Origin of the sequence: uncultured Pontibacter sp. (assembly GCF_947495565.1) — a bacterium.
Lineage (GTDB): Bacteria > Bacteroidota > Bacteroidia > Cytophagales > Hymenobacteraceae > Pontibacter.
On record NZ_CANLZM010000002.1, the window covers coordinates 1 to 21,782 of the forward strand.

Annotated in this window: 17 protein-coding genes; 2 read left to right on the top strand and 15 right to left on the bottom strand. The window is 48.6% G+C overall.

The window, feature by feature from the left end; genetic code table 11:
• Nucleotides 1-194: 194 nt before the first annotated feature.
• Together Q1B04_RS02175 and gcvT are read right to left on the bottom strand one after the other, a co-directional pair.
• Entirely contained in the window at nucleotides 195-920 is a 726-nt protein-coding gene (locus tag Q1B04_RS02175) for a 2-phosphosulfolactate phosphatase (RefSeq protein ID WP_299754994.1), read from the bottom strand.
• Nucleotides 921-1,020: 100 nt separating this feature from the next.
• On the bottom strand, nucleotides 1,021-2,109 hold the full coding sequence (gene gcvT / locus Q1B04_RS02180; protein ID WP_299754997.1) for a glycine cleavage system aminomethyltransferase GcvT: 1,089 nt from the start codon (nucleotides 2,107-2,109) through the stop codon (nucleotides 1,021-1,023).
• A gap of 326 nt (nucleotides 2,110-2,435) precedes the next feature.
• On the opposite strand from gcvT, the gene Q1B04_RS02185 reads away from it, so the two are divergent.
• Complete coding sequence (locus Q1B04_RS02185) at nucleotides 2,436-3,929, top strand: ATP-binding protein (protein WP_299754999.1); 1,494 nt, start codon at nucleotides 2,436-2,438, stop codon at nucleotides 3,927-3,929.
• Complete coding sequence (locus Q1B04_RS02190; RefSeq protein WP_366524596.1) at nucleotides 3,913-4,401, top strand: response regulator; 489 nt, start codon at nucleotides 3,913-3,915, stop codon at nucleotides 4,399-4,401. The genes Q1B04_RS02185 and Q1B04_RS02190 overlap by 17 nt, the downstream gene beginning before the upstream one ends.
• A 101-nt stretch (nucleotides 4,402-4,502) precedes the next feature.
• Here Q1B04_RS02190 and Q1B04_RS02195 read toward each other — a convergent pair whose 3' ends face one another.
• The 13 genes from Q1B04_RS02195 to acs all read right to left on the bottom strand — a co-directional run bounded on the left by Q1B04_RS02195 (nucleotide 4,503) and on the right by acs (nucleotide 21,755).
• Complete coding sequence (locus Q1B04_RS02195) at nucleotides 4,503-5,099, bottom strand: ribonuclease HII (RefSeq protein WP_299755001.1); 597 nt, start codon at nucleotides 5,097-5,099, stop codon at nucleotides 4,503-4,505.
• Nucleotides 5,100-5,183: 84 nt separating this feature from the next.
• Nucleotides 5,184-6,764 (bottom strand): RagB/SusD family nutrient uptake outer membrane protein, encoded by a 1,581-nt coding sequence (locus Q1B04_RS02200; protein ID WP_299755004.1) that lies wholly within the window; start codon nucleotides 6,762-6,764, stop codon nucleotides 5,184-5,186.
• An 18-nt stretch (nucleotides 6,765-6,782) separates the two neighbouring features.
• Complete coding sequence (locus Q1B04_RS02205) at nucleotides 6,783-9,920, bottom strand: TonB-dependent receptor (RefSeq protein WP_299755006.1); 3,138 nt, start codon at nucleotides 9,918-9,920, stop codon at nucleotides 6,783-6,785.
• 612 nt (nucleotides 9,921-10,532) lie between these two features.
• Nucleotides 10,533-11,610 (bottom strand): peptide chain release factor 2 gene (prfB, locus tag Q1B04_RS02210; protein ID WP_299756183.1). Its coding sequence is split into 2 segments (ribosomal slippage): nucleotides 10,533-11,549 and nucleotides 11,551-11,610, totalling 1,077 coding nucleotides; the frame shifts between segments, so codons are not numbered across the junction.
• Nucleotides 11,611-11,704: 94 nt separating this feature from the next.
• Complete coding sequence (locus Q1B04_RS02215; RefSeq protein ID WP_299755009.1) at nucleotides 11,705-12,778, bottom strand: branched-chain amino acid aminotransferase; 1,074 nt, start codon at nucleotides 12,776-12,778, stop codon at nucleotides 11,705-11,707.
• 46 nt (nucleotides 12,779-12,824) lie between these two features.
• Nucleotides 12,825-13,376 carry a cob(I)yrinic acid a,c-diamide adenosyltransferase gene (locus tag Q1B04_RS02220; protein WP_299755012.1) on the bottom strand — a complete coding sequence of 184 codons (552 nt, stop codon included), beginning with the start codon at nucleotides 13,374-13,376 and terminating at the stop codon, nucleotides 12,825-12,827.
• Nucleotides 13,376-14,101, bottom strand: a complete 726-nt coding sequence (locus Q1B04_RS02225; protein ID WP_299755015.1) for an ABC transporter ATP-binding protein — start codon at nucleotides 14,099-14,101, stop codon at nucleotides 13,376-13,378. Before Q1B04_RS02225 ends, Q1B04_RS02220 begins: the two co-directional genes overlap by 1 nt.
• 11 nt (nucleotides 14,102-14,112) lie before the next feature.
• A complete protein-coding gene (locus Q1B04_RS02230; protein ID WP_299755018.1) occupies nucleotides 14,113-17,151 on the bottom strand; it encodes a hypothetical protein in 3,039 nt (1,012 codons plus the stop codon).
• Between the two features lie 134 nt (nucleotides 17,152-17,285).
• On the bottom strand, nucleotides 17,286-17,573 hold the full coding sequence (gene gatC, locus Q1B04_RS02235; protein ID WP_299755020.1) for an Asp-tRNA(Asn)/Glu-tRNA(Gln) amidotransferase subunit GatC: 288 nt from the start codon (nucleotides 17,571-17,573) through the stop codon (nucleotides 17,286-17,288).
• Nucleotides 17,515-18,321: a lysophospholipid acyltransferase family protein gene (locus Q1B04_RS02240; protein WP_299755023.1), complete on the bottom strand. Its 807-nt coding sequence runs from the start codon at nucleotides 18,319-18,321 to the stop codon at nucleotides 17,515-17,517. Before Q1B04_RS02240 ends, gatC begins: the two co-directional genes overlap by 59 nt.
• Nucleotides 18,322-18,508: 187 nt before the next feature.
• The gene (locus Q1B04_RS02245; protein WP_299755025.1) at nucleotides 18,509-19,072 is read right to left on the bottom strand and encodes an NUDIX hydrolase; all 564 of its coding nucleotides are present in this window, start codon (nucleotides 19,070-19,072) and stop codon (nucleotides 18,509-18,511) included.
• Nucleotides 19,069-19,284, bottom strand: coding sequence for a hypothetical protein (locus Q1B04_RS02250; protein ID WP_299755027.1), 216 nt, complete (start codon nucleotides 19,282-19,284; stop codon nucleotides 19,069-19,071). Before Q1B04_RS02250 ends, Q1B04_RS02245 begins: the two co-directional genes overlap by 4 nt.
• 572 nt (nucleotides 19,285-19,856) lie before the next feature.
• Nucleotides 19,857-21,755: an acetate--CoA ligase gene (gene acs / locus Q1B04_RS02255; RefSeq protein ID WP_299755030.1), complete on the bottom strand. Its 1,899-nt coding sequence runs from the start codon at nucleotides 21,753-21,755 to the stop codon at nucleotides 19,857-19,859.
• Nucleotides 21,756-21,782: the final 27 nt, after the last annotated feature.

Sequence of the window (21,782 nt, forward strand, 5' to 3'; positions counted from 1 at the left end):
ATCTGAGACAATGATACGAGTGGCTATGATTCACTTGATGCTTAAAAAATTATCAAAATAAAATCAAAACAGCCTCTAAAGAATTAGCATTATACTTACAGCACCGTACAAAACGGCAGCGGCTGGCATTATGATTAATGCCAGCCGCTGCCGTTTTGTACTTTGAAAGTCCAACTCTGAAACTTTATAACTTTCTAACCCTTTAACTCTCTAACTTTAAGGTCCACTAGCATATTGTGGCGCCACACGGGCAGCACGTTATATACATCGTGGCGAAGGCAAAACTCAATATCTTTGTGTATTTCGAGGTGCTCCAGCCTGCGCACATGTGATGACTGCCGCAGAAAAGTTACCAAGTCGGCTTTAGCGGTCTGGTACAAGTATAAAGCGGCCAAAGAACTATCGTTCTCAGAGGCGAAGGTTTTTTGCAGGCGCTCTACCAGCGCTCCGGCAAACAGCGTATCCTCCAGGTTAAACTGTCCTTTCCAGCCGGCGCAAACTACCAGCACATCCAAACCCAATTCTGTTAAGTGATCAGCGACCGTTTGCAGGTTCAGAAAAGCGCCCACCACAATCTCTTCGGCAGCCTCAGACATCCGAATGGCACGGGTACCGTTTGTTGTGGTGATGGCTATATTGCGGCCCTGCACCTTCCCATCCATATAACCGAACGGGGAGTTCCCTAAGTCGAAGCCCTCCGCTTTTACACCGTTTCGCTCAGCCGCTGTCAGGCAGCCGCTCTCTGCGTGTGCACGGCACTCCTCCAGTTCCATTACCGGAAAAATACGGGCAGCTCCCTCAGCAAACGCAGTTACCATAGTTGAGGTAGCCCGCAGAATATCCACTGCCACCACTGCCTTTCCCTTCAGCTCATACAAGTGCAGCAGCTCCGGGCTGAAGCACACATCTATACTTGGCATCTTTTACTTATTGATTGTTAAATTGTTGAATGGCTAAATGGTTAAACTGCCTGGAAACAGACCCAACAACTTAACCATTCAGCCATTTAACAAGTAGATTTTACTTCTTCACGAAAGGCAGCTTCACTACCTGTGCTTTCATGTCTTTGTTACGGATGCGGATAAGGATATCAGAGCCAGCCTTGCTGTACTCTTTGGCAACGTATCCCATACCGATGCCTTTGCCAAGAGACGGCGACATAGTGCCTGAAGTTACCTCTCCTATTTTCTCACCGGCTGCATTTACAATCTCGTAATGCGAGCGTGGGATGGCTTTCTCCAGCATTTCAAAAGCAACCAGCTTGCGGCTCACGCCCTGCTCCTTTTGCGCCTTCAGGTTATCAGCGTTGGTAAAGTCTTTGTCAAACTTCGTGATCCAGCCTAAACCAGCCTCAATCGGGGAGGTTGTATCATCAATATCGTTGCCGTAAAGGCAGAAACCCATCTCCAGACGCAGCGTGTCGCGTGCGCCCAGGCCAATTGGCTTGATACCGAAATCCTTGCCTGCCTCCATAATGGCATCGAACACCTTTTTGGCATCCTTGTTCTTCACGTAGATTTCAAAACCACCCGAACCAGTATAACCTGTAGCAGAAACAATTACGTCTGGCACGCCGGCAAACTCACCTTTATCAAAAGTATAGTAAACCATGGTAGCCAGGTCGATCTTGGTCAGCGACTGCAGGGCTTCCGCCGTCTTCGGCCCTTGCACTGCAAACAGCGACATCTCGTCAGAAATGTTCTCCATCTCCACGCCCTCAGTGTTATACTTGCTTACCCAGTTCCAGTCTTTTTCTATGTTAGAGGCGTTCACCACCAGCATGTACTCTTCTTCTGAAAGGCGGTACACCAGCAGGTCATCCACAATGCCACCGGCCTCGTTCGGCAGGCAGGAATACTGAATTTTTCCGTCAGCCAGTTTAGAGGCGTCGTTGGAGGTTACACGCTGGATCAGGTCCAGGGCTTTTGGGCCGCGCAGCATAAACTCTCCCATGTGCGATACGTCAAAAATACCGACAGCTTCACGCACAGTTTTATGTTCTTCTATATCAGATGAATAACGTACAGGCATGTTGTAGCCGGCAAAAGGCACCATCTTAGCGCCCAGCGCCTCGTGCACATCGTTCAGAGCGATTTTCTTAAGTTCCATGTCAGTTTTAACTGTTCTTAATTTAAAGCAAAAATAAGTAAATTTCGGGCGCATCCTAAATTTATCCCCCGCCGCTGCCGCCTCAACACTCTAAATTTTCCTGCTGCAGCCGCAACCTATACTTGCTACATGCGTATGAGCGAAAACCATAATAATAGCCAACGGAAATATATGCTTACCCCTTTCCTCATGCTTCGCACTGCAGCTGCAGCCTTACGAAGCACCGGTACCTGCCTGATTTTACGATACTCCAGCACAGCTACACCTGCTTTTTAGCTTGCCCGCCGCCAAAATTGCGGATTAAAGTATAGCCTCACTCCTTGTACATGAAACTTTCTGTAAAATTATTTGCCGGATTTCTGCTAATATCAGTGCTCTTTACTGCCGTGGCTATCGTTAACTTCCGTCTTTCAGAAGCTGTTATCGAAAACTCGCAGTGGGTCTCAAGGTCACAGATTGTGGTACGCAATTCAGCCTCTCTGCAAAGAAATATTATTGATATGGAAACAGGTTTGCGCGGCTTCCTGCTAAACGGGAACGAAACCTTCCTGAAGCCATACTTTCAGGCCCGCGACCAAATGCCTGCACTGATGCAGGAAACCAAAAACTTTGTTTCCAACTCTCCAAACCAGAAAATAAAACTGGATGAGATTATCATGCTGCAACAGCGGTTTGAGAAAGAATACGCCGAGCCGCTTATTAAAATGAAACGCGGCCACCAGGATTCGTTGATGACAGAACGGGAACTGGACTTACAGCTGGAAAACCTGGTTCTCGGTGAAAAGGCCATTATCGATACTGTCAGAAATGCCTTCCGCGAGTTTAACGCATTTGAGTATAAAGTACGCGAGGAACGTAACCAGCGCCTCAGCAACAGTATCAACAACACCCGCCACCTCTCCACCATACTTACTATTCTGTCTGTTATACTTGGCCTTAGCTGGGCATACTACATTACCCGCCTCATTACCCAGCGAATCCTAAAAATGGTAACGCTGGCCGAACAGATATCGCAAGGTGAGTACAAGACGCAGATTGTAGATACAAGTAATGACGAATTGAGTAGACTTTCTCACTCACTTAATCGTATGTCTAACACCATTGATGAGACTTTTACCGAACTGGACCTCAAAAACAAAGAGCTTGACCAGTTTGCTTACGTCGTGTCGCATGACCTGAAGGCGCCATTGCGGGGCATTGAGGTGGCCTCTCGGTGGGTGGAGGAAGATATGGGAAACCAGCTTCCGCCAAATGTGCAGGAGTACCTCATTATGATGCGCATACGCGTACACCGGATGGAGAACCTGATTAACGGTATACTTGCCCTCGCGCGCATTGGCCGGACCAGCCAGGTGGAGGAAGACGTTAATGTGAATGAGCTGCTTTCGGAAACAGTTGACCTGCTCTCGCCGCCAAATGGTTTTAAAATTGATGTGCAGGACAATTTACCAACTCTGTATACCGTTCGTGTACAGCTGCAGCAGGTGTTCAGCAACTTGATCAGCAATGCCATCAAGTACCACGATAAAGATAAAGGAACCATAACCGTTCAGTACCATGAGACAGACGAGTTTCATGTGTTTGCTGTGGCAGATGATGGGCCGGGTATAGATCCGGAGTACCATTCCCGCATTTTTGTTATTTTCCAGACGCTTCAGGAACGGGATGCGCTGGAAAGTACTGGTGTCGGGCTGAGCATCGTCAAGAAAATTGTGGAGCTCCGCGGTGGCACTATTTGGGTAAATTCCGAACCGGGCCTAGGCTCAACTTTTACCTTTACCTGGCCTAAACATACCGGTAAAGATGAAAAATTTTTATAGCTTTGTTAAATTCGATCAGAAGCAATTTAGTATAATGAGCGAGAAAGAAATAGTAAATATCCTGCTAGTGGAGGATGATTACCTGGACACTATGAATGTAGAGCGGGAGCTGAAGAAAATCGGTATCACTCACCCGATTTTTGAGGCGCGAAACGGCAAAGAGGCACTAAACATGCTTCGCGGCCAAGAAGCGCCAAAGATTTCCCCATCGCCCAGCGTTATACTTCTGGACATCAACATGCCCAAAATGAATGGGCTTGAGTTTCTGACAGAACTGCGCCGCGATCCGGAGTTCAGCCACATCCCGGTGTTTATCATGACAACCTCTAACGAGGAATCAGACCGCATGGCTGCCCAGCGCCTGAACGTATCGGGTTACATCGTAAAGCCACTCTCCTTCGATAGCTTTGAGCGCAGCGACTCTTCATTAGACAGCTTCAGCCTTTTCCTTGACTTGATCAAGCTTAAGTAGCCCTAAACCTACAAAGTATAAAGGCGCTGTATCCGCGGATACAGCGCCTTTATACTTTGGGAATATTTAACAGCAGAGCAGCAAGTGTTGCTGATGCATGGTTAAAGCAGGTTTAGCTGCCGTGGCAGCAGTGCAAATGACTTCCGGTGGTGCATTGTGGCTCCGTGTGCAGCGATTCCGGCCCGATGCGCCTTGGTTGGATAACCTGCGTTCTGCTCCCAGCCATAGTATGGATTTTCCGTCGCCAGTTTACACATCAGCTCATCCCGGTAGGTTTTTGCCAGCACAGAGGCCGCCGCTATCGACAGGAATCTCCCATCACCTTTAACCATACAGCTAAAGGGCACCTGGCTATAAGGCTTAAACCTGTTACCGTCTACCAAAAGGTACTCTGGCTGCTGCTGCAATGCCTCCAGTGCGCGGTGCATGGCCAGGTAAGTGGCGTTTAGAATATTAACTTTGTCGATTTCTTTCGGCGAGGCCTCTCCAATAGCCCAAGCTACTGCGTTCTGCGTTATTTCTTCGCGCAGCATCTCACGCGTTTTCTTTGTAAGTTTCTTAGAGTCGTTGAGTAGCGGGTGCTGGTAACCAGGAGGCAGGATAACAGCGGCGGCCACCACCGGCCCTGCCAGGCAACCGCGCCCTACTTCGTCTACGCCAGCCTCCAAAGTATAGCCGCTGTGGTTAGGTAAAAGCATAAGTATAAAGTATAGGCGCAAGTATAAAAAGAAAAGCCCGCCGGTCAAACGACTGGCGGGCTTCAATGTTAATCTTAAATTAAACTAGTATCCAGGGTTCTGCTGAGCAGCTAGCACTGGGTTAGCATTGATCTCAGAAATCGGGATTGGCCAGATGAAGCGGAAATCTTCATAAGGAATAGCCGGAATCGCAATTGATGCATCTCTAACACTACCGCTGGCAGCTACAAAGTCTTCACGCTTCAGGTTGGCAGATGCCACCTTGGCAGGAATTCCTGCAGGACCGAATTTACCTTCTTTAGCTAAACGATGGATGTCTTTCCAACGGATACCTTCGCCCAAGAACTCGATACGACGCTCGTTAACGATAGCTTGTGTCAGAGCATCACCAGAAATGTTTGAATAAGTCTGGCTTGTAGATCTACCGCGTACTGCATTCAGCAGCATAAGCGCTCTTCCACTATCTCCTGCTCTAGACTCAGCCTCTGCTACGTTCAGCAGTACTTCAGAATAGCGCATAATCGGAGACCAGTCAGACTGCGTTGCGGCATCTCTGTACTTGTTAGAATAAATAGCTCTTGCATTGCTAACCGTGATGTTACGACGAGCATCATCAGCTGGCCAGAAAGTGGCATTCCAGATAATAGGGCTGATTGAAACCAGCGCACGCCCACCAGTACCGGCGTTATACATCTGGCCCAGTGAACCGTTTACACTGGCGTTGTCATTAGAGGTATTCTCAAAAGAGAAAATAGACTCTGTGTTTGTTGCGTTGTTAGCAAAAGGAGTTTCAGGAGAAGCTGTAAGCTTATAACCACCAATAGGGCTTATATAAGTATCAGTACCTGAAATTAGCTTGTTCCCTTCTGTAATTACACCTGCCCAATCGCGCATGTGCAGCTTAACTCTTGTCTTCAGAGCAATAGCAGCACCTTTTGTAGCTCTTGAAATTTGCTTGGCACGTGTTGCAGGTAAGAACTCCTCAGCGTAGTTCAGGTCTTCCAGCACCTTAGCATAGCCGTCTTTTACAGAGTCTCTGCCTTGCTGGCGAGCTTCTTCTACACGGGCAGGAGTGTTTACAGGCAGTGTTCTGTAAGGCACACCCATGTGCGACGCATCAGCTGTATGGTTATAAGGGCGTGCGAAGTGTATTAACAGTTCATGGTGAGATAAAGCGCGCAGGAAGCGGGCCTCGCCAATGTAAGCGTTACCTACCTCAGCCGTAATCAAACCGTCTGCAACGGCTTTTTCAACACCTTCTATAACGATATTTGCCTTGTTTACAACGGCATATAGCGTCTCAAAGTGATAAACGTTGTTGGCAGAAGCAGCATTGTAGGAAGAACCGTAAGTAATGGCATAGAACGCCTCCAGGTTCAGCATATCTTCGCCACGGGCATCACCCTGCTCTATGTGAGCGGCACCAAACGGATAGCCACGCACAGCACCACCGGCGTAAAAACCACTTTGAGCGGCGTCATAAACACCAGCTACGGCAAGCTCAACACGCTCAGGCGTTGTAAAAGCACTTTCTTCGGTAAGACGATCATAAGGGGCGAGTTCCGTCACCTCTTTGTCGCAAGAAGTCAGCATCAGCGAAAAGCAAACCGCTGGGGCCAAAAGGGCTAACTTCAGTTTATTTTTTATAAATGATCTATTTTTCATTGTCGGAAAATTTAAAAATTAGAAACCAAGGTTTAGACCAACAGTGAACACACGCTGCTGAGGCTGACCATTCCAGTCAACACCTAAGTTGCTGTTAGTGCCTGAGATGCTGGTGTAAGTTTCAGGATCTAGGCCTGTGTACTTGGTGAACACAAAAGCATTCTGCAGCTGCGCATATACTCTCAGACGATCGATGCTGGCACGCTCAGTAATTGCTTTAGGCAGTGTATAACCAATAGACAGGTTGCTCACTTTCAGGAAGTCGCCATCCTCAACAAAACGAGAAGAAGTTTCGCCGTTTGTGTTGATGAAGTTGCTATACTCTGCACCGGCAGCCAACTTTGGAGTTTGGCCGTCGCCTGGGTTTTCTGGGCTCTGCCATCTATCAAGAACCTCTGTGCCGTTGTTCTCAAATGCCATTGTTAACAGGTCCTGACGCGTACGGTTCATGATCTTGTTACCACCTGAGAAGCGCACAAAGATGTTCGCATCAAAGTTGCCATACTTAAAGTTGTTATCTAAACCACCAAACCATTTAGGCAATGTAGTTCCTAAGATAGTTTTGTCAGCAGATGTAAGCGAAGATCTCTCGCCAAGTGCACTTGGGTTAGCAGGATCGTATCCGTAGTAAACACGGGAAGAACCGCCGTTACCAGAAATGTTACCTTGTACTAGAGAGCCATCAGCCTTACGGTAGAGTGGGTTACCGTTTGCCTGGTTTACACCTTCGTACTGGTAGCCGTACAGCGAGTTGATAGACTCACCTTCGCGGTGAATAGTGTACTCAAACACGATGTCGTTGCCACTAACTAGCTCTTTCACTTCGTTGTTCTGGGTAGAGAAGTTGAAGTTAGAGTTCCAGCTGAAGTTAGACTTGTCGATGATGTTGCCAGAGATCGAGAACTCGATACCGTTGTTTACAACACGGCCAACGTTTCTAGTGATGGAGTTGTTAGGCACACCCAAAGATGGAGGAGTTGGAGCAGAAAGTACGATGTCAGAGTTGTCTTTCATCCAGTAAGCAAGTTCCAGGTTCAGACGGCCGTCAAACAAGCCAATGTCCATACCAAAGTCAGTGATTTTCTGTGCTTCCCATCTCAGATCCGGGTTACCCGTGTTGCTGAAAGCGATACCGTTCATTGAACCGTACTGTGCAGAACCGAATGCACCAAGGTAAGGGTAGTTACCACCTGGGATGTTGATGTTACCCACCTCTGCGTAGCTACCACGTATTCTTAAGTCAGAAATAACGCTAAGGGCAGAAGAATTCTTGAAGAACTCTTCCTCAGAAACTCTCCAAGCAGCTGATACGCCTGGGAAATAACCCCACTTGTTGTCAGGAGAAAGCTTTGACAAACCGTCAGCACGCATAGAGGCGCCGAAGTAGTACTTGCTAGCATAGTTGTAGTTGAAACGACCCAGGTAAGAAGACAGGCCATTTTCACCGATGCCACCGTCTGCAAACTGGTTAGCAAAAGTACCGCTTACAAGGTTTTCATTGAAGAAACGGTCAGACAGGCCAGTGCCTTGTGCCTGGAACCAGCTGCTTCTGTACTTGTTGTATTCCTGAACCAATGTCGCGTCGAAGTTATGCACATCGCCGAAAGTCTTGTTATAGCTCAGGATGTTCTGCCAGTTCCACGCTTTGATTGGATTGTAAGCCTGTGAAACTAACCCGTTTGAACCCTGACCGTCGCCATGGCGAGGATCGTTGAACAAGAAGTCATCAACCATAGTTAAGTCTACACCTAACAATGTTTTGAAACGCAGGTTGTCAACAAGTTTGAAATCCAGGTATACGTTACCTAAACCACGGTAAGTAGTAGATTTACGAACGTTGTTGTCTAGTACAAAACGGATGTTTGGAATACCGTTTGCAATAGTGGCAGTGTTTGGACCACGTCCTAATGCTCTGTTGTTAACAAGGTCAACGTTATAGCCTGTTGGGTGAGTAGGGTCAAATACCGGCACGTTAGGGTGCATACGGATAACACTGAAGATGTTACCAGACAAGCTGTTAGAGCCTGTAAGTGGGCCTTGGTTGATCTGGTTAGTTAAACCAGCCTGCAAACCAAAATCCAGGAACTTAGTTACTTTAGAAGTCAGGTTAGTACGTACAGAGTAACGCTCCAGGCTGTTTGCACGGCCGATACCCTCTTGGTTAGAATAACCTAATGAGAAGTAGTAAGTGTTTCTCTCAGAACCACCGCTAGCAGAGAAAGCGTGGCTGTGCTGGAAAGCAGTACGGAAAACTTCATCGTTCCAGTCAGTATCGAACTCACCTAGCACTGCAGGCGATGTTTGACCAATATTGTCATACTTTTCGTTTGTGATATCAACAAACTGCTGCGCGTTAAGCAGGTCATGCAGTTCGATAGCCTTGGCAGTACCAGCCCATCCGTCATAAGAAAACTTAGCCTGGCCAGACTTACCTTTCTTAGTTGTTATAAGGATAACACCGTTTGCTGCACGAGAACCGTAAACAGCAGTAGCAGCACCATCTTTCAGAATTTCGAATGACTCGATATCGTTCGGGTTGATGTCGGCCAGTGCGTTAGAAGGCGTAAAAGCACCAACGTTGCCAGAAACAGCAGCAGGAACACCATCAATTACGATAAGGGGCTGTGTGCTTGAGGAGATGGAGTTAACACCACGGATGTTGATTTTTGGAGGAGCGCCCAGGATACCTGATGGCTGCGTGATCTGTACACCTGAAGCACGACCTGCAAGCTGCTGATCGAACGATGGTGTAGCAAGGTTAGCAATGTCAGATCCCTTTACAGAGGCAATAGAACTGGTAACGTCTTTCTTCTGCTGCGTACCGTAACCTACCACCACTACTTCATCCAGAAGTTTCTGGTCAGTTGCTAAGGCGGTATTAATTGTACTAGCGTTGCCGATAGCCTTCTCAGCAGTCTGGTAACCGATAAAACGGAACACTAAGGTATTGCCGTTTGCTGGTACATTAATTGTGTAAGTGCCATCAGCTCCAGTGGTTGTGCCCACTGTGGTGCCTTTCACAATTACTGCAACCCCAGGCAGTCCTTGCGATGTGCTCTGGTCGGTAACCGTACCAGACACAGTTCTGCTCTGGGCATAGGCCTGCTGCAGCAGCGCCAGCACCATCACAAAACTCATCAGTAATAGTTTTCTCATTTGTTGTTTGAAATTAAGGTGAATAGAATTGGTTGGTTTTAAATTTTTGCACTTACTCTGAAATTTGGACAAGGCTCTGCCATGCTCATATTTCTATGAATTTTAATTTTTGCACTTATTTCAGGATGGTTTTAGCTAAACCACCCTGCGACACGAAAAATTTAAGTAGTGAGATTTTCAAGTATGACGAGCCTTTGAAAGCCCGCTTCTACTTTTGGGGTGATAGTTACCTATACTGATCAGCTGCTGGCCTAAAACAACTATATAACAGTAATAGACATCTATTCAGGCCCAATAATATGCAGTAATTATATTAAAAACAATAGGTACTAAATAATCTTGTTCAATGTTAAAACACTATAAAATAGCTTCTTAGATGCCTACAATAAATTTAATGCATTATATCACGACTAGAGCAAGACCAGAAAAACCCTTTATTTGTTGCTTAAATGGACTTTTTACCATCATACTGCAAACCAATGTTTTAACAACAATAAAGGATAAACCAAATTTAAAATGCTCTTATATTTAAATTTTTTAGTACTGCTTTTCAAAAAATAAAAAAGGCACCCAAGTTGGGCGCCTTTTTTATTTTTTGCTGCGGCTTTTTACTTATGCCTGCATGAGATAAGCTTTGATATATTCATCCAAATCTCCATCCAATACATTTTGCACATCTGTTCGCTCCACACCTGTACGCACATCTTTTATAAGTTTGTAAGGATGAAGTACATAGTTGCGGATCTGTGAGCCAAAGTCAATTCTTTTCTTTGTGCTTTCAATACGGTCGCGTTCGGCATTGCGCTTTTCCATTTCTATCTGGTATAACCTGGATCGGAGCATTCGGATAGCGTGTTCCTTGTTCATCAGCTGTGAACGCTCTATCTGGCACTCTATTACAATCCCAGTTGGCTTATGCTTCAGGCGCACAGCCGTCTCCACCTTGTTTACGTTCTGCCCGCCTGCACCTCCTGAGCGGAAAGTATCCCACTCTATATCGGCCATGTTTACCTCAATGTTGATGGTATCTTCCACTACAGGATAGGAAAACACAGAGGCAAACGAAGTATGGCGGCGGCCACCTGAATCGAACGGGGAAATGCGAACCAGGCGGTGCACTCCTATCTCAGACTTCAGGTAACCATAGGCAAAATCTCCGGTAATCTCCAGCGTGGCAGAGCGTATGCCTGCTCCATCTCCTGCCTGGTAGTTCAGCTGCTTCACGTTAAACCCATGCGACTCAGCCCACATGATGTACATGCGCATCAGCATTTCGGCCCAGTCCTGACTTTCGGTGCCGCCTGCACCTGGGTTGATCTCCAGAATAGCGCTGAGCTGATCTTCCTCTCCGCTCAGCATGCGCTTAAACTCCAGCCCTTCTACAGCCCCTTCCGCTTTTTTATACTCCTGCTGTATGTCCTCCTCCGACACATCGCCTTCTTTGTAGAAATCAAACAGCACCTCAAAGTCTGAGACCGCCTTGTCTACTTCTTCGTAGTGGTCTGTCCATACTTTGATTGACTTGATTTCTTTCAGTATCTTTTCTGCTTCTTTCGGGTCATCCCAAAAATTAGGGGCAGTAGTCTGTACTTCCGTTTCTTTTATCTGCTCTTTCTTGGCATCGTAGTCAAAGATACCTCCTCAAGGCCTCTACTCTGGCCTTCAACTCTTTTACTTGCTCAGTTGTCATTAGCGTGTTGTGGTTATACTTCTTTTTAAACAACAAAATGCTGAAGTATAAACTCAGTCGCTTATACTTCAGCATTCTATACTTTCAGGTTACGCTACAGCCGTATACGGTGCACCCAGTTGTGCGTGTCCGGCGTCTCGCCTGTTTTAATCTTATCTAACTCCGTAGAGATGTGGTTTGAAATCTCGCGATCCTCTACTGCCGGCAAGTCCATGTCTTCGCCGTTATAGTGTATGGTGGCAATTTGCGCAATAGTGGCTGCTGTACCTGTACCGAAGGCTTCCTGCAGTTTACCTGCCTTATGGGCCTCCACCAGTTCATCTATAGACACCTTTCGCTCTTCTACTGTGTAGCCTAAATCCTTAGCCAGCTGCAGCACACTGTCTCTGGTTATGCCAGCAAGTATAGTGGTGCTTACAGGCGGCGTTATGAGTTTTCCGTCTATCACAAACATTAGGTTCATGGTACCTGACTCCTCAATATACTTATGCTCTTTTGCATCGGTCCAGATCAGTTGGTGGTAGCCCCGCTCCTGCATTTTACGGGCAGGCAATAAGGCCGCGCCATAGTTACCGGCAGCTTTCGCAAAACCGGCTCCACCCTCTGCTGAGCGTACATAATCCGGCTCAATAGCAACCTTAAGCGGTTGGCCGTAGTAGGCGCCTACCGGGCATGTAAAGATGGTGAAACGATAGCTGGCCGATGGACGCACGCCAATAAAATCGTCGGTAGCAAACATAAACGGACGAATGTATAAGGCACAACCAGCCGTTGGCGGCACCCAGGCGGCATCTAAGCGCAGCAGCTGCTCCAGCCCTTTCATAAAGATATCCTCGGTAATGGCCGGCATGCACATACGCTCACCAGATTTGTTCAGTCGCCTGAAGTTTTCCAGCGGGCGGAACAATAAAATATCCCCATTGGCATCTTTGTAGGCTTTCATACCTTCAAAAATAGACTGGCCATAGTGTAGGGCTGAGGTTGCAGGACTCATCGTCATGTTACCGTAGGGTAATATTTGCGGCGATTGCCACTCATTGTCTTTGTAATCGGCTACCAGCATGTGGTCTGAGAAGATCTTCCCGAACTCAATGTTGTTAAAGTCCAGCTCTGCAATACGCGATTCTGCCACGCACTGTGCCGGTATAGTTAGCATATCTAAGGACATAGTTAAGTGTTGTTTTTTAATTCCGTTTAGGTTGTATGGTATGGTGCTACATTCTCGGTTTCCAGGTTACCTCCTCAGTTCCCAGCTCCTGTGTCATAATACGGCACAGGGCAAATAGATAGTCAGAAAGCCTGTTAAGATATTTTATGACCAGGTCATCCACCGGCGAAACTTCCTGCAGACTAATGGCCAAGCGCTCGGCACGTCGGCAAACGCAGCGGGCCACATGGCAGAACGACACAGACTGATGCCCGCCCGGCAACACAAACGCCCGCAATGGAGGCACTTCAGCCGTGTACATATCTATTTCCTGCTCCAGAAGTATGATATCCTCCTCGTGCAGGTCTGGCGTTGCCATTTTGGTATTTTTAGCTGGGTCTGTGGCCAGCGTAGAGCCGACGGTAAACAGCCTGTCCTGGATTTCCTTCAGGATATCCAGCCTGCTTTTGTTCACCTCCTGGTCACGCACCAGGCCTATGTAGGAGTTCAGCTCGTCTACAGTGCCGTATACTTCTATTCGCAGATTTGCTTTAGAGACTCTGGTGCCACCAATCAGTGCGGTGGTGCCTTTATCGCCTGTTTTGGTGTATATCTTCATTACTGATGTTCTGCCTGTAGTCTGGAGGCTGTGGTTATGTCCGGGTTTACTGTATCTGATTCTACCAGGCCATCGCGGAGGCGCACGATGCGGTGCGCGTACTTGGCGATATCCTCTTCGTGCGTTACCATAATAATGGTGTTGCCTTTGGAGTGCAGGTTCTCGAACAGCTCCATAATCTCATAAGAGGTTTTGGTGTCGAGGTTACCTGTCGGTTCGTCGGCAAGTATGATGCTGGGATTGTTTATAAGAGCACGGGCAATGGCCACACGCTGGCGCTGACCACCCGAAAGCTCGTTTGGTTTGTGCTTGCCGCGGGTACCCAGGCCTACGCTTTCCAGCGCCTGCTGCGCCTTCTCCTCGCGCTGGCTTTTGTTGTAGCCGGCATAAATAAGCGGCAGGGCCACGTTTTCCAGCGAAGACTGCCTTGGCAGCAGGTTAAAGGTCTGGAACACGAAGCCGATCTCCTTGTTCCGCACCTCCGCCAGCTCGTTGTCTGACATGTTGCTTACATCCTGCCCGTTCAGAATATAGGTGCCGCCGGTTGGTGTATCGAGGCAGCCGATAATATTCATAAACGTAGATTTTCCCGAGCCGGATGGCCCCATAAAGGCCACATACTCTCCTCTGTTGATGCTGATGGATACCGATTTAAGGGCATTGATAGTCTCAGTACCCATGCGGTATACCTTCGAGATGTCGTGGGTTTCGATGATGGTGCTCATACGGCTTTATTTCATAGTTGCCAGTTTTCGGCACGGGCCTCCACTTCCTGGCGTTTTTGTTCTAATATCTCTATAAATGTAGCATATTCTGAGGGAGGAAGCAAATTTTGCAGCGTTTCAGAAGCCTGATTTGCATAAGAATATAAGCCTTGCTCTATACTTTCCAGTGCGTAGGCTTTATGCAGCTGCACAGCATACGGATTATAGGTGATGCCGCTCAGCAATATGTTATAAGCTTTCTCGTCGCCGGGTTTATACTTCCTGAAGAAATCAGCGGCAGCCAGCAGTGTTTCTTCATCATAGGTCAGCATTTTAACAGCTTGCTCATAGCGCGCCGCCGCCTCCTCGCTGCGCCCCCTGGCTTCAGCTACACGAGCTTTAAAGTATAAACGCATGCGCTTGTCCCGGTCAGTCAAGTATAAACGGTCCATCTTATTGAGCAGCAGATCATACTTCTCGGTATTGAGCCAAAGCTTCAGCTGCTGCAGGTTTAAGGTGGAGCGTAGGGCACCTTCGGGCCGCTGCATGGCGCTTGCTTCCTGTATGGCATCGTAGGCTGCTTTCCAGCGCTTCTGATTTAGCAGATACTCCACTCGGGTTACTACTGCATGCCGCTTCAGGTCTTTTTCCTGCACCGTATTTACCAGCATATTCACGTGCTCCAGCGTTAAGGTTGGCAGGTAGCTCAGCAAGTACTGCAGTTTGTCTTTGTCCGTACCTTCGCGTAGCACTGTCTCTACATCCTGCCGGAGCAGCATGGCCAGTTCCTGGGCAACAGCCACGGCAGCCTCATTTTCGGTATACGCTACCTCTTCCAGCGCTGCTACTGCCGCCTCCGGCTGATGCGCCATGGCTAGTGCATAGCCATGCGACAAGTATGCCTGCGTGTAGCCTCTGTCTTTTGCTTCTTTAAAGTAGGCGGCGGCGGCACGGAAGTTTTTCTCCTCCAGCATCCACAGCCCCAACGAGTTATAGTAGTATCCGCTTTGGTTTTCCATCTGCAGTGCCAGGTTCTCGACTACGCGCCTTCCCTCACGTGGCAAGCCGTTGTAATGGTGCACCAAACCCTTCAGGTACAGCAAATCACTATAAAACAACTGATTGCCCTGCACATTAAGGTAGCTATTGATAAGTTTCAGACGAGTGGTATCGCCATTATCCAAGCTGCTGATGGTTTGGTTGTAGAACAGGGTAAAGTCTTCTACCTGCTTCAGGGAGTCTGGCATAAAACTTTCGTTGTCCTGCGGATCCATGCCCAGCAATTGGCGCAGCACGGCCTGGTTGCTGCGCAGCGTTATGTACTTACTCTTTCTGGACTCCTCCAGCACAGCTTTTGCAGGCTCCAGCATTGCCTGTCGGGTGTAGTAGGCCAAGCGGTTGCTGCGTACTACATCGTTGTTGCGCCCATGCTCGTTGGCCAGGTTAAAGTAATATTCGGTGCTATCCTGTACGCTGGTTTGGGTATAGAGCAGAGCCAGATTATTGTAAATCTCAGCGCTTTCCGGGAACTGCTCCGCCCCCTGCTGCAGTACATACAGCTTCTCAAAGAAATACTGTTTTTCGTCGTAGAGGTTAGCCAGGCGTACGTACAGTTTTGGGCTCGGGCGACGCTCCAAGGCCTCCTTCAGCAGCAGGATTTCCTGGTTCCGCTGGTCCTCTTGCCGGTACATGGCTGCCAGACTATAATTGGCTTTTACGTTGCCGTCATCGTACATATCGCTCTCCTCGTAGAAGCGCTTTGCCAGAATATCGTTGCCGGAAGCGCGGTACAGGTCGCCTATGTAGCTGTAGTAACCGGCCTGCGCCTGAAAGTATGAACGGTACTGCGTGCGCATAATCAGCACCACACAAATAACCAGGCTCATGATGAAGAATGAGAACAGCGAGAAGGTTTTAGGCTCATACACCACCTTGTACACCCGCAGGCGTTGCTCTAACAATCTGCCGAAATTAATCATCACATACATCAAAAACCCAAAACCGAAGGCCAGGTGCGTATACACAATGAGGTTCTGATAAAGCAGCGTAAGCGAATCGTTGGCGGTAGCAAAAGCATAGCCAATGCTCAGGAACGCCATGGTGGCAAATACCAGATAAAGCACTGCGCCCGTAGGCCGGAACGAAAACAGATGTCCATAGTATGCCTGGCGCTGGCGCATGCCCCAAAAACCCGCCACCGTAGACAGCAGAAGTATAAGGTATGCGTTGAGCGGTAAAACCTCGATGCTGATATAGCCCATGTGCTGCAGGTACATAAGCAATAGGCTCAGCAAGTATAAAATACTGATGAGCAGGAACTGCCACATACTGAAGCGCCGCTCCGGTGTTTTGGCCTGAGTGTTGATCCAGAGCAGTGCGTTTACGTTTTCATAGCTCACCCAAAGCATAAAAAGCACAGTGGCAGCCAATAACCCAATCGAGCTATAGCTCACCAGGTGCAGCGTGATCAATGCTGGGGTAAAGTCGGCTTCCGTATACATTAGCAGGCCCAGCACAGCCACCACGCCCAGCATGGCCACCACACGCAGCCCTAGGCCGGTATTCGGGAAGAAGGCCTGAAAAGCATAACTGCTTAATGCGAAGAGCACAATACTTACCAGCAGCATGGTCTGCCCCGCCCCGCCAAATATATCCAGCAAATCAAAGTTGAAAGTAGCCAGGAAGAGCATCAGCAGCAGAACGCCGCCAAAGTATGGCAGCTGCCGCATGGTACTGATAGCGGCTGCATAAAAGGCCAGGCAAACGCCTAAAATAAACAGCAGAAGGCTGGCGGCCACCGTGTTTACGGCAGGAAGGGCTACATCGTACTGCTCAAAAAGCAGGTAACCGTCTGCTGAAAGGGTAAAACTTTCCAGCAGCCCCGGCACCTCGTTTACCGGAACCGGTACCACCTGCAGATCGGTTATTTTATCCCAGGCAATGGCCGTGGCTTCGCCGGAGAAGTAATGATATACCCCCAGCAGCAGCGCCAGCACGCCTAACAGCAGTAAAAAAAGATAGGGATACCTGGTGTTCGTATCCCATCCTTGCCAAAACTTAATTTTACTCATATATTTTTCGCGACACTAGTATCAGGACATAAGACACAAGATACTTGATTTATACTTCCTGCTGCTTTGCCACCGGATAAAAGTATCTTTCGCAGCTAAAAAACAAGACCGTTCCTTGCACTTATGTCCAGAGCTTATTCCAGCACCTTTGGTACACGGAAGTAGTCGGAGTCTTTTTTAGGGGCATTCAGCAGTGCCTGATCGTGCGAAACGGTATTGCGCGGCTCGTCTTCGCGCAGCACGTTCACCTCCTCAGACATGTGAATAAGCGGGGCCACTTGCTCCGTATCGAGCTGACTCAGCTGGTCTACCCAGTTCAGGATCTTGTTCAGGTCCTGCAGCACCTCCTGCTCCTTCTCCTCGTTAAACTCCAGCCTTGCTAAATGCGCTATTTTGCGGATGGTTTGAATATTTGTTGACATGTACTTGAGTATGTTTCGTAATTTCTGTTTGTATGATATTGAAAACCTGCTCCTTCAGCTGCGGCAGGTCCTGCAGTGTTAGCCCCTTCGTCTCGATCGGTTCGTGAATTACAATCTTGAGCGGGTGCCAACGCACTTTCAGTTTACCGTCCAGGTCGGGCAGGAAGTGCTGGTTGTAAGGCATGGTTACCGGCACTACCGGCACCTGCTTCTCAATGGCCAGTTTAAAAGGGCCGTCCTTAAATGCCATTAGCTGCTCGCCAGCTGTTTTAGGAATAGTGCCCTCCGGAAATATAGCCAGGCTACGCCCCTGCTCCAGTGTCTTTGCCGACTTAATATAGCTTTTGGCACTGCTGATGGCGTTTTTGCGGTCCACGGAAATGTATAGCTTTTCGTATACCTTGCCCCACAGCGGCACCTTGCACAGGTCGGCCTTGCCCACAAAGTTAAGAAATCCGGGAATGGCATGCAGCATCACCGGAATATCAAGATAGGAACTATGGTTAGCGGTAAAAATATAACGCTGCTTCGGGTTAAACTTCATGCGCCACTCCACCTGCAGCGGCGTCAGGAACATGCGTAGCGACGTGGAGGACCAGAACCTGTTAACGCCGTGCAACTGCCTGTACCACTGCACCCGGCGCATCAGCACGGCCTGCAGCGGATACGTCACCACAAAAGGGAGAACAAACCAGGTAACACACCAGGTAGTATAGAGCCGCTGTGATATGTACTTTATGGCTTTCATGTATCCAAATGTAAGTATAATCCCTTAGTTTGCCATTGCCTTGGCTGCCCGTATAACGCAGTAATATACAGCTTTTATACTTTGCTGAAGCATAAAAACTACAACTGCTCCTCGTCCCGTGCCTCCTTGTAATGCTGCTATAGCGCTAGCGTTCATGCTTGCGCCAGCTCATTGTCTGACATGTTGCTTACATCCTGCCCTGCTCCTGCAGCAGAAAAGCGGCCTTCAGGATACCGGCCACGCTGATGGCATCGGTTATCTCGTTGTTCATGGCCATGCGCACCGCCTCTTTAAAAGGCACTTTCTTGATGTGCAGTTCCTCCGTTTCTTCAAAAGCAGTTTCGCCGGCGGTTAGTTCCTCCGCCAGAAAAACAAAACCTTCTTCGTCGGTTACGGAGTTGGAAGTATGCAGGCGGCAGATGTTGGTCCAGCGGGCGGCGGTAAAGCCTGTTTCCTCTTGCAGCTCACGCTTCGCGGATTCTAAAATGTCGTTTTCTATGAGGCCTCCGCCCATTGGTATTTCCCAGCTGTACTCGTTGAGCGGGTAGCGGTACTGCCCGATGAGGTAAGTATAACCCTCGTCATCTATGGGGATAATGCCGATAGCTTTGTTTTTCATGCTTACCACACCGTAAATGCCTTCGCCGCCGCCAGGGTTCAGCACCTTGTCTTCTCGTACTTTTATCCAGGGGTTTTGGTAAACCGGCTTGCTGGATAGGGTGGTCCAGGGGTTATGCGTCTCGTCGATCATAGCTTGTACTTGTTTCTGCTGCAAAGATAGTTTTTTTGGGTTGTAAGACGAGTGATTTGCTTGTTGGTGAAAACACCAGCAAGGGCAGGAATATATTTAAAGTAAGGTTTTTGAGAATGAGGTAAAATGGTTTGAAACAAAGCATCTCTTGCCGCCTCCCATTGTGTTTGGGAAAATACTTCTTGCTCCTCCCCGCTGGCGCGAGTTTTCAACTCGTGTCTTAAAATGAAGTTGAGTTTGCAACTCAACTGGCCTGAAGAGTTATACTTTAGCCGCTGCTTTCTTCAATTGGACACAAGCTATCCTTTCTAATCGTTAGTTCATCCACGGCTTTACAACCTATTTGTTTCACTTCTGGCTTTGGCTCCCTCCAGGCCGGGAGGCCTCGTCTTCCCGCATCGCGCTGTGTTCCCTTCCTTTGCTACCCTTCGGTCGCAATGCCCTCACGGGCACCGGAATCTCACAAGGCGCTCTTTGTCGAGGGCCCCTACCCCCACGGAAAGACTGGGATCAGTTTTCAATAGACACTGCTGACGGAGCTTCTACAGAATTCCCCTCCTTAGACTAGTGAGAACGAGAGTTCGAAACTAGCGAGCGTAGCTCTGAGAGGTTAGGGGTGGTTGGACCAGGCACTGCGAAAATCCTGTTCATCCATGCATCCTGAAAATTCTGATTCTGACAAATAAGAACGCGCTGAAAGCCAGATATGGCTGAAACCAGCAACAAAAACCCCTGTAGCAGCGGCTACAGGGGTTTAAAAATTCAGCTAAACTAATTTTATAATTTATAGAGCACCAGCCTTTATCTCTTCTACCACCTCCGGATCGAGTAGTGTAGAAGTATCGCCGAGGTTAGACGTATCTCCTTCGGCTACTTTGCGCAGGATGCGACGCATGATTTTGCCGGAGCGCGTTTTTGGCAGGCCGCTCACGATTTGGATCTTGTCCGGTTTTGCGATTTTACCGATTTTCTCCACCACCGTCTCGATGATCTCAGCGCGCAGGTATTCTTCTTTCTCCGGTTTGTCTTTAATGATAACGAAGGCGTAAATGCCCTGGCCCTTGACATCGTGCGGGTAACCCACCACGGCAGACTCTACCACATGCTCGTTGTGATTGATGGCTTCCTCTATTTCTGCTGTACCGAAACGGTGTCCCGATACATTTATGACGTCATCTACACGGCCAATAATACGATATAGACCGTTCTCGTCGCGCTTGGCGCCATCTCCGGTAAAGTATAAACCTTTATATGTAGAGAAGTAGCTGAGGCGGGCACGTTCGTGGTCGCCATAAGTCGTGCGTATCATACCTGGCCACGGGAACTTTACGCACAGGTACCCCTCCACACCGTTCTCTTTAATTTCATTTCCGTCGCTGTCTACCAGTATCGGTTGTACGCCCGGCAGCGGAAGGCCGGCGTGGCTTGGCTTCATCGGAGTTACATCAGCCAGCGTGGAAATCATGATGCCTCCGGTTTCGGTTTGCCACCACGTATCCACCACCGGGCAGTCTTCCTTGCCAACGTGTGTATGGTACCAATGCCAAGCTTCTTCATTTATAGGTTCTCCTACAGAGCCCAACACGCGGAGCGAATCCAGGCTATAAGAGAGCACATCATCAAGATCTCCGGCCATGAGCGCGCGAATAGCGGTTGGGGCAGTATAGAAGATGGTCACGCCAAACTTATCCACCACCTGCCAGAAACGGCCGTTATCCGGATAGGTCGGTACGCCTTCAAACATCAGCGTGGTTGCGCCACTCAGCAGCGGGCCGTAGAGCAGGTATGTATGGCCCGTTATCCAGCCGATGTCTGCCGTACACCAGTATACATCGCTTTCCTGGTACTGAAACACGTTGCAGAAGCTGTATTGGGCATACACCATGTAGCCGCCGCAGGTATGTACCACGCCTTTCGGCTTGCCCGTGGAGCCTGAAGTATAAAGTATAAACAGCATATCTTCGGCGTCCATTTCCTCGGCTGGGCAATCTTTGCTCACAGTCTGCACCTCCTCATGATACCACACATCACGGCCTTCCACCATGTTCACTGCCCAGCCCAGGCGCTCTATCACAATCACTTTCTCTACGGAAGTACAGTTTTCCAAAGCCTCGTCTACCACGCGTTTTACGGGTATTTGTTTAGTTCCGCGATTCAGTCCATCGGAGGTAAGCACCATGCTGCACCGGGCATCGTTTATCCTGTCGGCCATGGCTACGGCGGAGAAACCGGCAAACACCACGGAGTGAATGGCACCGATACGCGCACAAGCCAGTACCGCAACCGACAGCTCCGGAATCATGGGCATATAAATGCAGATGCGGTCGCCTTTCTTGGCTCCGTTTTTCTTGAGCACGTTAGCGAACTGGCATACCTTCTCGTGCAGCTCGCGGTAAGTATAGCGTACAAATCTTTCTTTCGGGTCATTTGGCTCCCAGATCAGGGCCAGTTTATTGCCACGGGTTTTCAGGTGGCGGTCCAGGCAATTTTCAGTGATATTGAGCTTGCCGCCCTGAAACCACTTTACGCTCGGCTCGTCAAAATTCCACTCCAGTGTTTTTTCCCACTTCTTGCGCCAGGTAAAAGTATCAGCTATATCAGCCCAAAAACCTTCCGGGTCTTCTACGCTGCGCTTGTAAGCATCCTGGTACTCGTCGTAGGTTTTAACTTGATAGTTCGTCATGGCAAGATTTAGTTCTTGGTTAGGTTT